This is a genomic window from Macrococcus brunensis (genome assembly GCF_004359615.1).
Lineage (GTDB): Bacteria > Bacillota > Bacilli > Staphylococcales > Staphylococcaceae > Macrococcus > Macrococcus brunensis.
Genome location: NZ_SCWA01000007.1, coordinates 1 through 12,966 on the forward strand (window position 1 = coordinate 1; position 12,966 = coordinate 12,966).

Annotated in this window: 15 protein-coding genes and 1 rRNA gene; 4 read left to right on the plus strand and 12 right to left on the minus strand. The window is 41.5% G+C overall.

Annotation, left to right across the window (positions count from 1 at the left end; translation table 11 throughout):
• The 3 genes from ERX27_RS04830 to ERX27_RS04840 all read right to left on the minus strand — a co-directional run.
• Positions 1–198, minus strand: a 16S ribosomal RNA gene (locus ERX27_RS04830); the annotation flags it as partial.
• Positions 199–637: 439 nt separating this feature from the next.
• Positions 638–1,303: a KinB-signaling pathway activation protein gene (locus tag ERX27_RS04835; protein WP_133431708.1), complete on the minus strand. Its 666-nt coding sequence runs from the start codon at positions 1,301–1,303 to the stop codon at positions 638–640.
• Between the two features lie 12 nt (positions 1,304–1,315).
• Complete coding sequence (locus tag ERX27_RS04840) at positions 1,316–2,344, minus strand: P-loop NTPase (protein ID WP_420844993.1); 1,029 nt, start codon at positions 2,342–2,344, stop codon at positions 1,316–1,318.
• 163 nt (positions 2,345–2,507) lie between these two features.
• Here ERX27_RS04840 and ERX27_RS04845 point away from each other — a divergent pair, with 163 nt between their 5' ends.
• On the plus strand, positions 2,508–3,968 hold the full coding sequence (locus ERX27_RS04845) for an alpha-amylase (RefSeq protein WP_133431710.1): 1,461 nt from the start codon (positions 2,508–2,510) through the stop codon (positions 3,966–3,968).
• A gap of 78 nt (positions 3,969–4,046) precedes the next feature.
• Here ERX27_RS04845 and ERX27_RS04850 read toward each other — a convergent pair whose 3' ends face one another.
• The 9 genes from ERX27_RS04850 to ERX27_RS04890 form a co-directional block, all read right to left on the minus strand.
• A complete protein-coding gene (locus ERX27_RS04850) occupies positions 4,047–4,517 on the minus strand; it encodes a SepA family multidrug efflux transporter (RefSeq protein WP_133431711.1) in 471 nt (156 codons plus the stop codon).
• Between the two features lie 12 nt (positions 4,518–4,529).
• Positions 4,530–6,059 carry an amidohydrolase gene (locus ERX27_RS04855; protein ID WP_133431712.1) on the minus strand — a complete coding sequence of 510 codons (1,530 nt, stop codon included), beginning with the start codon at positions 6,057–6,059 and terminating at the stop codon, positions 4,530–4,532.
• Between the two features lie 65 nt (positions 6,060–6,124).
• On the minus strand, positions 6,125–7,006 hold the full coding sequence (gene ypfJ / locus ERX27_RS04860; RefSeq protein WP_133431713.1) for a KPN_02809 family neutral zinc metallopeptidase: 882 nt from the start codon (positions 7,004–7,006) through the stop codon (positions 6,125–6,127).
• Between the two features lie 94 nt (positions 7,007–7,100).
• Positions 7,101–8,162: an efflux RND transporter periplasmic adaptor subunit gene (locus ERX27_RS04865; protein ID WP_133431714.1), complete on the minus strand. Its 1,062-nt coding sequence runs from the start codon at positions 8,160–8,162 to the stop codon at positions 7,101–7,103.
• 41 nt (positions 8,163–8,203) lie between these two features.
• Complete coding sequence (locus ERX27_RS04870; RefSeq protein WP_133431715.1) at positions 8,204–8,434, minus strand: hypothetical protein; 231 nt, start codon at positions 8,432–8,434, stop codon at positions 8,204–8,206.
• Between the two features lie 8 nt (positions 8,435–8,442).
• Positions 8,443–9,630: a UTP--glucose-1-phosphate uridylyltransferase gene (locus ERX27_RS04875; protein ID WP_133431716.1), complete on the minus strand. Its 1,188-nt coding sequence runs from the start codon at positions 9,628–9,630 to the stop codon at positions 8,443–8,445.
• A 31-nt stretch (positions 9,631–9,661) separates the two neighbouring features.
• The gene (locus ERX27_RS04880) at positions 9,662–10,165 is read right to left on the minus strand and encodes a metal-dependent hydrolase (RefSeq protein ID WP_133431717.1); all 504 of its coding nucleotides are present in this window, start codon (positions 10,163–10,165) and stop codon (positions 9,662–9,664) included.
• Positions 10,162–10,848 carry a DNA alkylation repair protein gene (locus ERX27_RS04885; RefSeq protein ID WP_133431718.1) on the minus strand — a complete coding sequence of 229 codons (687 nt, stop codon included), beginning with the start codon at positions 10,846–10,848 and terminating at the stop codon, positions 10,162–10,164. Before ERX27_RS04885 ends, ERX27_RS04880 begins: the two co-directional genes overlap by 4 nt.
• Positions 10,845–11,438, minus strand: coding sequence for a hypothetical protein (locus ERX27_RS04890; protein ID WP_133431719.1), 594 nt, complete (start codon positions 11,436–11,438; stop codon positions 10,845–10,847). Before ERX27_RS04890 ends, ERX27_RS04885 begins: the two co-directional genes overlap by 4 nt.
• 165 nt (positions 11,439–11,603) lie before the next feature.
• On the opposite strand from ERX27_RS04890, the gene ERX27_RS04895 reads away from it, so the two are divergent.
• Genes ERX27_RS04895 through ERX27_RS04905 form a run of 3 tightly spaced genes read left to right on the plus strand, consistent with a single transcriptional unit; the run spans position 11,604 to position 12,954 of the window.
• A complete protein-coding gene (locus ERX27_RS04895) occupies positions 11,604–11,864 on the plus strand; it encodes a SunI/YnzG family protein (RefSeq protein WP_133431720.1) in 261 nt (86 codons plus the stop codon).
• 52 nt (positions 11,865–11,916) lie between these two features.
• Positions 11,917–12,624 carry an SDR family NAD(P)-dependent oxidoreductase gene (locus ERX27_RS04900; RefSeq protein WP_133431721.1) on the plus strand — a complete coding sequence of 236 codons (708 nt, stop codon included), beginning with the start codon at positions 11,917–11,919 and terminating at the stop codon, positions 12,622–12,624.
• A 12-nt stretch (positions 12,625–12,636) separates the two neighbouring features.
• On the plus strand, positions 12,637–12,954 hold the full coding sequence (locus ERX27_RS04905) for a heme oxygenase (RefSeq protein ID WP_133431722.1): 318 nt from the start codon (positions 12,637–12,639) through the stop codon (positions 12,952–12,954).
• The last annotated feature ends 12 nt before the right edge of the window (positions 12,955–12,966 follow it).

The window sequence follows — 12,966 nt, forward strand, 5'->3', positions numbered from 1 at the left end:
CCATGAGGTGGAAAATATTATCCGGTATTAGCTCCGGTTTCCCGAAGTTATCCCAGTCTTACAGGTAGGTTACCCACGTGTTACTCACCCGTCCGCCGCTGACTTCAGAGGTGCAAGCACCTCGTCTGTCCGCTCGACTTGCATGTATTAGGCACGCCGCCAGCGTTCATCCTGAGCCAGGATCAAACTCTCCATAAAAGTGTTTGATAAAGCTCTTTGATTGGTTGAGCCAATCACTCTTGAAAGTACTGTTAGTACTCAAATTATTGGAATTAACGTTGACATATTGTCATTCAGTTTTCAATGTTCATTTTTTGTCTCACAAGATTAAATTATATCAGCTTACCTTTCGCTTGGCAAGACTTTTATTTAAGAAGTTTTACACTTCGTATTAGTCAGTCAAGTTTAAGTGACTGTCTCTTTCAAGCTTGCATTAAAAATTTTACTCGAATCAATCACTCGTTTCAAGTATCACTTTTACACTTTCAAGACTTTTCACTTGCAATCTTGTTTTAAAGCATCTGTCGTTTTCAGCGACTTTAATATCATAACAAGAGGATATAAAACTGTCAACAACTTTAGCTAACTTTTTTCAAAAAATAAAAGAACCCCTTTATAAGGAGTTCTTTCAGGGGGTCTATGAACGCTTCTTCTTTGCTGCAGGTTGTGTAGATGCCATTCGCTTTTCTCTACGCTTTGCTCTTTCTACTTTTGAAGCTTCATTGTACTTCGGCATCATTAAAAGCTGAAAAGCATTGCATAGAAGTAATGGAAATATCGTTGTATATAGCCACGTTGTGTCTTCTACTTTTAAGAAAGGAATGAGTTCAACGGTGGTCATCACGATCATAAAGAACATTGCAGGTATCCAGACATTTGTCGCTGTCAGCTTAGACTTATACCAGCTGACGATAAGCGCACTGATCAGGACAAGTATCGGTATCCATATAAATTTTGCGACATCGCCGTGCTGTTCGCCAAATCTAAGAAAACGGAAATAGACAAGATCAAAGAATGCAAACAATATGATAACGACCTGAATCGGTTTCCAGACAGTTCTGAATATCCCGAGCCCCAGCTGATGAATAAAGAGATAACTGAAGTAAGCAAGCTGACTGATAGTAGCAATGAGCAAGCCATAACCCATAAACCAGACCAGTGCTGCCAGAAACTCACCTACCTGCCCATCCATCAGAAACGCAGTGAGCTTATCATATGCAAAAATCAGACTGACCAGAATAGTCGTTACAAGTCCAATCAGTAAAGTCGTACCATAAAACTTCAGTAAATTTCTAAGTGTCACTCTATTGCCTCTCTATCTATTAGTCTTACTAATAATTTTTTCTGCCATAGCTTGATAGATATAGCCCAGCTGATGGTTTTCATCATATATCGATGGCGCAAAGTCCGCTTCGTCCCATTCAGGCTGTGCAAGCGGTAATTGTCCTAACAGATCTGTATGAAGTTCTTCAGCTAGTTTGGCACCGCCACCTTGACCGAAGACATATTCACGGTTGCCTGTTTCTTTGCTTTCAAAATAAGACATATTTTCAACGACACCTAAGATTTCATGATCTGTCTGCAGTGCCATTGCACCTGCACGTGCCGCAACAAATGCTGCAGTCGGATGCGGTGTTGTGACAATAATCTCTTTGCTCTTCGGTAAAATAGTATGCACATCAAGTGCAACATCTCCTGTACCTGGTGGTAAATCAAGAAGGATATAATCCAGCTCGCCCCACTCTACTTCCTCAAAAAAGTTGTTGATCATCTTACCAAGCATCGGGCCACGCCAGATAACCGGTGCGTTCTCTTCTACAAAAAATGCCATTGAGATGACTTTCACACCGAAACGTTCAACAGGCACAATCATCTGGCCATTGATGCCTGGTCGTTCAGTGATACCCATCATATCAGGCACGCTGAACCCATAGATATCAGCATCTACCAGTCCGACGCGTTTACCTAATCTTGCAAGAGCAACAGCGAGGTTAACAGAGACTGTTGATTTACCTACGCCCCCTTTACCTGAAGCAATTGAGATAAACTCAACATTTTCAAGTTTACGTTCAACAGGTGATGCTGCTTCTCCGCGGTACTGTTCAAGCGTTGCAGCATCCAGTTCCTCAAAACGGATCCCCACTGTATTCGCACCATTCGTTTTAAGTGCTTCAACAACTTGCTGCTGCAGGTCAAGCTGTGGCTGACCCCCTAGTTTAGCAATCGCCAGTTTAACACTGACATGTTCTTTTTCTTCTTTAATAGTCAGTTCTTTGATCCCGCCTGTTTCTTTTAAAGGCTGGTCAATAACAGGGTCTTTCAATTGGCCGATTAATTCAATCATCAGTTCTCTACTTAACAATTTAAACGCTCCTTCTTCTTCTATTAGAACTAGTATAACAAAAAATTAATAAATCACATTATTATTCGTCCGAATTGTCTTACTTTTCAGCTACGGTGGTATACTGTATATATTCACAAACTAAAATGTAGAGGAATGAAACAAGATGATACAGAATCATACAATCATGCAGTACTTCGAATGGCATACGAACGGTGACGGCAATCACTGGAACCGTTTAAAAGAAGATGCACCTAATCTGAAAGAAAGAGGTATTGATGCAGTTTGGATTCCTCCAGTAACAAAAGCAGATAATGTCGCAAACCCAGGTTACAGCGTCTATGATGTCTATGATCTCGGGGAGTTCGACCAAAAAGGCGAAGTCCGAACTAAATATGGCACCAAAAAAGAACTGAAGGCGGCTATTAAGGCCTGTCATGACAATGACATCAAAGTTTATGTCGATATTGTCATGAATCATAAAGCAGGTGCTGATGAAACAGAAGTATTCAAAGTAGTTGAAGTCGATGCTGAAAACCGCATGAATGTCATCTCAGAACCATTTGATATTGAAGCTTATACCAAATTCACTTTCCCAGGTCGTAAAAATAAATACAGTAAATTCAAATGGAACTATAACCACTTCAACGGCACTGATTATGACCATAAGACAGGAAAAACAGGCATCTATAAAATTCTCGGTGAAAATAAAGACTGGAATGAAAATGTAGACGACGAAAAAGGGAACTTCGACTACTTGATGTTCTGTAATATTGATTACAAACACCCTGACGTCAGAAAAGAGATGATTGAATGGGGTAAATGGCTGATTGATGAACTAGATATTGATGGTATGCGATTAGATGCAATCAAGCATATCGAATCATACTTTATCCGTGATTTTGTTCATGCAATGAATGAACATTCTGAGAAGCCCTTCTACTTCGTCGGTGAATTCTGGCTGCCGGACCTTGAGACAAATGAGAATTTCCTGACAGATGCTGATTATGCGCTTGACCTCTTCGACGTTAAGCTTCATTACAATTTCAAAGAAGCGTCTGAAAGAGGACAAGGTTATGACCTCCGTCAACTGTTCGATAAAACGCTGGTCCAGGAAAATCCGCTTAATGCAGTCACTTTCGTGGATAATCATGATTCCCAGCCGGGCGAAGCGCTGGAGTCATTCGTCAAAGATTGGTTCAAACCCCTTGCCTATGCGTCAATTCTACTCAGATATGATGGTTTCCCGGTCATCTTCTATGGTGACTACTACGGCATCGGCGGTGAGATGCCGATAGACGGTAAACAGGCGATGATCGATACCTTGCTTTTCATCCGTAAAAATAAAGCTTATGGCCTGCAGGATGATTATTTCGACCATGAACATGTCATCGGCTGGGTACGCCGCGGTGCGAAAGAAGTTGAAAATTCGGGCTGTGCTGTCATCATGAACAGCAGTACAGAAGAAGCACAGAAACAGATGTTTGTCGGTAAAGAACGCCGCGGTCAAGTCTGGCTCGATTATAATAACATCCGCGAAGATGAAGTGATTATAGATGACGATGGTAACGGCTTGTTCAAAGTCAATCCGGGCAGCGTCTCAGTCTACTGTCAGAAAGACCTGTAAAAGGTATTCACTAGTTACGAGGAAAAAAGCCTGTATGTCTATTGGACATACAGGCTTTTTCTATCTATTGCCTTAATATTATTCATCATCTGACTGATTTAAATCTTCACTATTCGGATAGAAAATCTCAGTCAGCGCGTAAAGAACAGAAATAATGATGAAAATCACTAAAAAGTTGATGCGAATATACTGGTAATTGACATGTACAAAGAAATAGAAGATCAACGTTGCTGAGATAGTGATGACTCCGTGTACAAGAGGTGCCTTAAAATAAATATTATCTGGATAAATGCGTTTCAGATTATCAAAAACAAATTCCACTATGCGCAGTAGAAAAAATCCACCCGCTATATATGAACCGTAGTAAAAAAGGTTGTCCGCAAAACTTTGATTGTAAGTAAATTCGGCCAGGTGCCACGCAATCAGAATGCGGCTGAGACCGAACAGACCGAACGACACAAATATGAGAAATATCAAACCGGATACCAGAAAGATAGTCGTCATAAAAGCAAGTGTCATCATCTTGCTGACATCTATTTTGAATTTCATCCTGTGCCTCCTTTATTGGCGATATACAATATCTCCGTCTACGATGGTCATCTTGTTGCGAATGTCCGCAATATTCCCAGTAGTAAGTGGATCTCTTTCAAGTACTGTAAAGTCTGCTAAATAGCCTGCTTTAATCATTCCATTGTCCGGGCGATGTCCGACTACAGCAGCATTTACAGTAAAGAGCTTTAACGCTTCGTAAACAGATAGACATTCTTCAGTAAAATACTGTGTCTGACTACCGAACGGACGTCTGTTGACAGCTGCATCTATACTCTTCAGCGGATTAAATGATTCTATTGGTGAATCAGAACCACCGCCTATCATAATACCCGCTTCCACCAATGATTTCCAAGCGTATGCATAACGACTTCGCTTTTCACCGACACGGTCTATTGCCCACGGGAAGTCAGATGTCGCAAAAAGAGGCTGCACGTCACAGATCACAGGCATATTCTTCATACGTCCGATTAAATCCGGTGACAGAAAACTGACATGAATCAGTCTGTCATGACCTGATATCGGCGGATATTTCTCAATCGCATCCAGCACCATTTCGCAGGCTTTGTCACCGATGATATGAACTGCGACTGTAGCGTTGTGACGTCGTGCACGCTGTACCTGCTCTTCCAGTTCCTCTTGACTAAAGATTGCAAGACCATTCGTATCCGACTGATCACTGTATGGCTCACGGAACAAAGCAGTCCGGCCACCCAGTGCACCATCTGCATAAAACTTCATCGCGTCTTTTTTCAGCCAGTCAGTGAAAGGATAGTCTGCCAAGTCTTCAAAAACAGAATAATGACGCAGCAGATTGAGTCTCAGCTGTATTTTATTCTTGCCGAATACTTGAGTATAGGCAGTAAAAACATTGTCAGGACTATTATAGTACCCTAAGTCTTCTGTATGAATACCCGTCAGTCCGACTGCGTGCATTTCATAGGCTGCTCGTTCCATGTGACGTTTAAGTGAGTCAACCGTCTCATTCAGGCTGGCGTTCACGAATAGATCCATCGCATGATCATGTACCCAGCCATTTAGTCGACCCTCTATTTTTTCAAAATGTCCTGCGTCCATATCTTCTACATCATCCTGGATATTCATCGCCTTAAGTGCTGCACTATTGACAATAGCAGCGTGGCGACACACTCGTTTAATGATGACACGGCAATCCGCAAGCTCATCGATTTCATTTCTTGTCAGCCTGTAATTCAGCTGGTTATCATTATATCCTTCACAGACTAGCCAGCTTTCACTCGGTAGTTGACGTGCAGCATTCCGCAGTTGTTCTTTCACTTCTTCTATGGAAGTGTCATCTTTGAAATTAACGCTGCCAAGCGCCATTCCTGTTCCCACCAGATGGATATGCGTATCCACAAAGCCTGGAAACATGACTGCACCTTGAAGATCAAAATATTCCGCTTCAATCTCCGGAACTTCATCATATAACGCTTTAATCCGGTTACCCTCTACGAGAACTGCTTTTACCTTATGATCTTCTTGCTGCATCGTGTAAATCGTGCCGCCATAAAATAGTTTCATCTTTTACCCCCAAAAAAAGAAGATATACTTCTTTAAGTATATCTTCTCTTCGCTTCTATAATCAATTATAAGTCAAGGCCCATCGCACTGAATGTATCGCCGCCATTGACGTCACCCGTGTCAAAACCTTTTTTAAACCACTTCATACGTTGTTCACTTGTACCGTGTGTGAAGCTTTCCGGGTTGACTCGTCCAGTCGCATTTCTCTGAAGCGTGTCGTCACCGACTGCATGTGCCGCTTTAATTGCTTCTTCTACATCACCTTCATCAGTGATGCCTGCTTCTTTCTCATAGTGTGCATAGACACCTGCAAAGTAGTCGGCCTGAAGTTCAAGCGCAACTGAATATTTATTGAATTCTGCTTCACTTAACTGTTGTCTTAAACGATTAACTTTATCAGAAATACCGAGTTCATATTGAACATGGTGGCCCACTTCATGCGCAATTACATAAGCCATCGCAAAGTCACCAGGTGCATTTAACTGCTGCTCTAACTGATCCATGAATGTTAAATCGATATAAAGCTTCTGATCACCTGGGCAGTAGAAAGGCCCCATAGAAGAACTTGCGCTACCACAGGCTGTATTCACGCCATTAGAGAATAGAACCATTTTGGGTTCATGATAAGTACGATTATGTTCCTGGAAAATATTATTCCAGACATTTTCTGTATCTTTCAGAACAACAGAGGCAAACTGTTTACGTTCATCTGCTGAACCGTCTGTCTGTGTGGTCTGTTGCTGCTGTGTCTGTTGTTGCTGACCAGAACCCCCCCCTAAAATATCACCAGGGTTACCGCCCATCATCATATAGATAATTGCAATAATAATACCCAGACAGCCGATACCACCGCCGCCTGCTGCCATACCGCCACCAGGGAAGCCACTGCCTCCACCGCCACGTACATCTTCTACGTTTGAACTTCCTTGTCTACCTTGCCACTGCATAAGGTTACCTCCGCCATCTACTTAGTAATTTATTTTAGTTATACCCCTATTTCTAAGAAATTATCATACAAAAAAAATAAGCTGATCTCTCAGCTTACTTTTTATAGGCTTGCAGTTTATCGATAGCCGATAATCCTTTTGAAACGAGGACATACTGTTTTGCTTCTCGCTCTACTGTTACTTTAGTCTCACTCTTATCACTGCCATAAACTTTTTTGACATAATACTCTGGTTTATTGTTCTTCATCACTTTTTTAACATATTGTTCAGGCAACCAGACATGACCTTTCTTCGACGGATGAACCGCTATTGATAATCGGTCGCCTATATACAATCCGTCTGCTTTGTTCAAGCTGCCTTCAATAAGGAACCCCTGTACGCCCTGTGACTTACCGCGCAATTCATCCCGTGGTGTAAGAGCCACTTTAGTCAGTGAACCTTTAACAGGTTGATCACCAGTAGTTTCAAATGGCATGACAGGAGAGAGTAGTTCAACTTCACCACGACGAGCATAACCTTCAAAATATGGTTTCCCTGTACTCATCGTCAAGACAGGTTTATCTTGACGAATAGCTGTAAAAGATTGCAGCTGATCGTCATCGATATCAAGAATAGTGCCTGCCTGACTCGCCTTAATCGTCAGCGCTCCTAATTTATCTTCCTGCTTCTTCTGTTTTTCTTCAAGAATACTGATGTTATTTTCAGCTTTCGTCAACTCAGACTCGAGCCAGTTAATCTGCGCTTCAATGGAGGCGCTCTGTTCAGAAGTCGCTTCAGATAGCCGTTCCTCATAAGCAGATATCTGACCTTCAATCTGTTCCTTTTCCACGCGTTTATTATCTATCTGCAGGCTCAGTTCTGTATTCCCTTCCTGCCCCGCTGCTCTATATGTATAAAGTGGATTGCCTGCTGCCACTGTCTCGCCCTCTTTAACATGAACCTTTACCGGATCATTCTTAGCCGGTTTCAGATAATAAGTAGCCTGATGCTGAGCAACTTTACCCTCTATGATAATCGTCTGATTTTTGATGAAATCATCAACATAGATGGTGTTTTTAGCCTGATTGGACTGGTAAGCCATATAGATGGCACTGCCCACAATCAAAGCAAAGATAAGCAAAGTAAGTAACAGTGGCCATAGCCAATTTCTTTTCATTTTTTCCCTCATTCATTATGTCGTTCAGAACACGATTTGAATTATTTCAGCAGACGGTCATCATCTGATTTGATATGTGCATTGAAGTTCTTCATATTCTGGCGCTTCATCGCCTGATAGTAGCGGATAAGCAGATAAATAAATACAATCGCTACAAATAGAGAGACAAAGCCCATCCAAGTTAACTGGCCTCGTCCATCTGCCAGAATAAAATAATAGGCAAAATAAAGATTGATCAGTGCAATCGCACCAAAACCGATATAAGGTAACATACGTCCTCCTAGATAATATGATTATCGACCAGCGCTTGTCTCGCTGTCTCTATACTATCTTTCCCCTCTTTATTCTTAAGCGGACTGAATTCGGACTCCCGGTCTACTTGCAATGTCTTGAAAGTCTCTGCATAACGGAAAATATCGAAATAGAACTTTTCGAATTTTAATGTTTCTTTCTTCACGACAGCAAAATCTTCGTCCAGCTGTTCAAGGTTTTTCACGGCTAAATGATAAGGAAGAGCCTGAGTAGAAGCTTCTTCAAGAAAATCACGTCTGAAAATATGAATGCCGATATTACCATTTGTAAACTGATTCTCGAGTCCTTCCGGCAGTTCTGTATATTCCATAACCTGTTTCTTATCATCCGCCATAATAACACGTCCAACACTTTCACCATTCAGAGGTCGAATGGTTTTAGTAGTGACATCGGCGCCTGATTCAACAGCAAGTCCGCAGAAAACAGGATCCAGAACTTTTACGAGGACATTATCGATATTATTGAGATAGATATAATCGATACCTCGTTTATTCATCGTCTGATAGAGACCCGTTGCAGCAAGCGCCTCAAAAATACCGCCATTTCCGTTAGGCGATGTCAGGAGTTCGCCTTTCGTATTTAATAACAGCTGACCATCAGGTGATAAAGCCACGATATTAGGCTGTTTGAAGAACGTAATATTTTCCTCGTGGTAATTAAAGAAATGATGTTCCTTGAAGAATTCAAGTGTCTCTTCATGGTTGATATCACTTGTCATAATGAACCATGGAATCGTTGTATTACATTCAGCAGAAATCTTAAGGAGCTGCTTCGCCTGTAGTTCAAAGAGACTGATTTCATCGAAGCTGAATGTGCCTTTCGGTCCCGGGTGAGCAAGACGCGTGCCTTGTCCGCCTGCCATAAGCAGCGCTGCAAATCGTCCTTCTCGAATAGCTTGACGACCTAGCGTTTCAAGTTCACTAAGACGTTCTTCTGTCATTTCAGATTTTACTTCCGTCTCTACGTCCGTCAGCTGACCGGCCGGCGCTTCAACGTGGCGGTTAACATAGACATTTTCATAGAGTGCTGCCACTTCATCCAAATTCAGTGAACTTAAATCCTGCGTCAGTTTATTCTTTTCTTCTTCAGACATCATCGTCAGCATTTCAGACAGTGCATGGTGATTATAATTCGGTAAATCCTGCAAAGTAGCCATAATTTCTCCTTTAATAACCTGAGTTTTAGTATCAATTTAACCAGTTGATTGTACGATGAAACATTTCAACATAAACCAGATAGACGGTCAATAATGTAAATGTAGTTGCCAGAGACAGATCAACAACGCCTCCTGTCTTAAAGTTAATCGGAAGAACAACTTTATAGTCAAGAGGGAAAAAGAGGGCAACGCCTCTCGGTGTTAACATATCTAGTATAATATGGCTCGCGATGCCAAGTAAACTAGAGATGATATAAATGAAATCTATATTGAGAAGCGTCAGGATGACAGCTGTCAGACCCATAAAAAATAAGGAATGCGTCATAGTTCGGTGGCCGAAGAAAAAGCCAATGAGTAGGCTTAGTAATTTTAACTTGCGTCCGATCTTACTGCCTGCATGACAAATATCAGGAACCAGACTGAATGCTGCTGTTGTCGCAATGATTGCGACAGACTGTCCTAAATCAGTAGTCGTTTTAAGCGCATAACCTGTTCCGAGCAGAATACCGAAAGCGAGATGGGTTTTCCCTGTCATACATGCTCCCCCTTCGCTTTCAGCCATTTCAAAGCTTCTCGTTCACTTAGCTTTGATAATTCAGCTGTACTGACATAGCTGACAACAAAGTCAGGCGCTGTCTTTGAATATTCTCTCAGAATCCAGCCAATTGCTTTTCTGATAAAAAATTCTTTTTCATATTTTAGATGTTCAATCATTTTAATCAGTAAGTCCTCATTCATTGTACTCTTAAATTTCAGTTGATGCAGAAGTCCTGCACGTTGCAGCCAGAAATGATCTGACTGTACCCAGGCCATCATGCGGTCTAAGTCTGCCGGATGACCCTGTCTGATGATATGACCGACGATATTCGGACTTAAATCATCTATGGAATCCCACCAGCTATTCTGCAGCAGCAAGGACTCCACAAAAGGTAAATCGGCAGAGGTAAGTCCATTCTTCTTTTTTTCCAGCAGACGCATCGCGAAGTAATGATATTCTCGTTCCGGTTCTATAAAAAGTGCTTGCACTAGTTTTTTCAGTTCTTCCCCTTCAGGCAATGCGTACGATTTAAACAATTCGCGATTAATCGGTGCACTTTCTTTCTTTTTGATTCCTAAAAACGGGAACTGATTCTTCATATACCGGCTCATTGCAATACTGTTCTCTGCATCACTATAAGGTGCATACGTTTTTTTAATGATATCAAGCGTTAATATCATGATGGTTCTTCCGTCGCTTCAGTTGTTAAATTTTTTTCTATCTCTACTGCTTCCACAGTTGCCTCTTCAGTTGTCATCTGTTCAGTCGACGGCTGTTCTGTCATTGGCGCTTCAGTTGTCGGAGTCTCAGATGTCACTTGCTCTGTCGTCACACTTTCTGTCGCAGGCGGGACTATCTTGACCTCGGCCGTTGGATGTTCCGTCTTTCTGCAATGATGATTCTGGCAGAGATAGCCTTCAGTCGCAAGATTATTCCAGGCGCGCGAATATTCAGGCGTATCTGTATATTTAGTACAAGTGCCTGCTAAGAGACAGTTTCTCGCTTCATTGTAGACAGCTGTATCATACTGCTTTTCGGCCGGCATTTCTGTTGACGTATTCTCCGGTGATTTCACTCTAACTTTTACAGAAGGTTTCTTATCTTCATTATTTTCAGTGGATTGTTTTGTGTCTTTTTGTGTGGCTTTATGTGTATCTTTCGTCGCTTTTATGTTTTCTTTCTCTATTCGCGAGTCTTTTTCATCTGATGTCTGCTGACAGCCTGACAACATCACCAATAAGCCAAGAACTAGAACCATTTGCTGTTTCATGTTCTCTCTCCTTACCATTAGTATTTAACTATTATACTGGTTATTCATGAAAAAGGAATCTATTAATACTATGAAACGCTGTCAGTCTCTATCCGCATTATTTGTAAGCGTATGAAAAAAGGGGTATATTATAAGTAACAAAATATAAAAAGGATGTGTTTATCAATGGCAATGACAATCACTAAAAACGATAAAGAAGTTAACATTAAATGGCGTGTAGCGGATATTACAATCCCTAACGAAGATATCGTCAGCGTTAAAGAAGATACTAATATTTATGCTGCAACTGATGAAAACCAGGAGAACGTTGTACGTATTGGCTCTACTTTTGGTAAAACAAACCGTATTCTGTTAGAAACTAAAGATAAATCTTATATCATCTATACACACAATGATAAAAAAATCCTTAACGAATTAAATAAATAATATAAAGGGTCGCACTTCTGTGCGGCTTTTTCTGTCAAATGGAGGACTTTCAATGGAAAACTTAACAAATAAAGTGGCACTTGTGACAGGCGGTTCTCGAGGTATCGGACGCGCAACTGCAATAGCGCTTGCAAAAGAAGGCGTCAAAATAGCAATCACCGGCCGTCATTTTGAAGCACTGCAGGAAACACTTGATATGCTGGAAACAGACGCTACGGCTGTTGTCTGTGATATGCAGAAGGAAGAAGATATTAAAGCGGCAGTGGAACATACACTGGATACTTTCGGGCAGATTGATATTCTCGTCAACAACGCTGGTATTATGAAAACGAATCTTTTCCTTAAGACGTCTGCTGAAGAGATGCGTGAAATGCTTGAAACAAATGTCATGGGTACCTTCACTATGATGCAGCAAGTTCTGCCCCATATGATTGAACAGAAGTCGGGGGACGTTGTGAATATCGCTTCTATGTCAGCGATTAACGCGACAGCTAAATCGGCTGCCTATTCAGCTTCTAAGTTTGCAGTAGCAGGCATGACTGAAGGGGTAATGCGTGAAATGCGCGAACATAACATTCGTACCTTCACTATCAACCCTTCAGCTGTTCTGACAGATTTAATCGGCGAAACGTCGCTCGATCCTGAAACGATGACACACCCTGAAGACATTGCAGACGTCATCGTCAGTCAGCTTAAACTTAATCGTCGTACTTTTATTAAAACGAATCAGATCTGGGCGACTCATCCCGTTCAAAAATAAGGAGGATTTTTTATGTTTATCGTATCAAACCGTATAAAAATGAAATCAGGTTTTGCAGAAAAAATGGCACCACGCTTTACGCAAGGCGGGGGCATTGAAGAATTGAAAGGTTTCGTAAAAACTGAAGTTCTCGCTGTTCAAGGCAACGAAGAACATGATGAACTGCACGTCAACACTTACTGGGAGACATTAGAAGACTTTGAAGCATGGAAAACGTCAGATGCCTTCAAAAAAGCACACCAGCGTCCAGCAGGCGGCAATCAGGATGAATCTCCTATACTCGGCTCTGAACTCGTCATCTATGAGCTTAAATCACAACTTGAACGCTAAAAAAATAACGCC

Bases quoted from the DNA above. Each gene is read 5' to 3' on its own strand.
- ERX27_RS04840 (WP_420844993.1), bottom strand. From the start codon at position 2,344: ATGATTGAATTAATCGGCCAATTGAAAGACCCTGTTATTGACCAGCCT.
- ERX27_RS04845 (WP_133431710.1), top strand. From the start codon at position 2,508: ATGATACAGAATCATACAATCATGCAGTACTTCGAATGGCATACGAAC.
- ERX27_RS04850 (WP_133431711.1), bottom strand. From the start codon at position 4,517: ATGAAATTCAAAATAGATGTCAGCAAGATGATGACACTTGCTTTTATG.
- ERX27_RS04855 (WP_133431712.1), bottom strand. From the start codon at position 6,059: ATGAAACTATTTTATGGCGGCACGATTTACACGATGCAGCAAGAAGAT.
- ypfJ (WP_133431713.1), bottom strand. From the start codon at position 7,006: ATGCAGTGGCAAGGTAGACAAGGAAGTTCAAACGTAGAAGATGTACGT.
- ERX27_RS04865 (WP_133431714.1), bottom strand. From the start codon at position 8,162: ATGAAAAGAAATTGGCTATGGCCACTGTTACTTACTTTGCTTATCTTT.
- ERX27_RS04870 (WP_133431715.1), bottom strand. From the start codon at position 8,434: ATGTTACCTTATATCGGTTTTGGTGCGATTGCACTGATCAATCTTTAT.
- ERX27_RS04875 (WP_133431716.1), bottom strand. From the start codon at position 9,630: ATGGCTACTTTGCAGGATTTACCGAATTATAATCACCATGCACTGTCT.
- ERX27_RS04880 (WP_133431717.1), bottom strand. From the start codon at position 10,165: ATGACAGGGAAAACCCATCTCGCTTTCGGTATTCTGCTCGGAACAGGT.
- ERX27_RS04885 (WP_133431718.1), bottom strand. From the start codon at position 10,848: ATGATATTAACGCTTGATATCATTAAAAAAACGTATGCACCTTATAGT.
- ERX27_RS04890 (WP_133431719.1), bottom strand. From the start codon at position 11,438: ATGAAACAGCAAATGGTTCTAGTTCTTGGCTTATTGGTGATGTTGTCA.
- ERX27_RS04895 (WP_133431720.1), top strand. From the start codon at position 11,604: ATGGCAATGACAATCACTAAAAACGATAAAGAAGTTAACATTAAATGG.
- ERX27_RS04900 (WP_133431721.1), top strand. From the start codon at position 11,917: ATGGAAAACTTAACAAATAAAGTGGCACTTGTGACAGGCGGTTCTCGA.
- ERX27_RS04905 (WP_133431722.1), top strand. From the start codon at position 12,637: ATGTTTATCGTATCAAACCGTATAAAAATGAAATCAGGTTTTGCAGAA.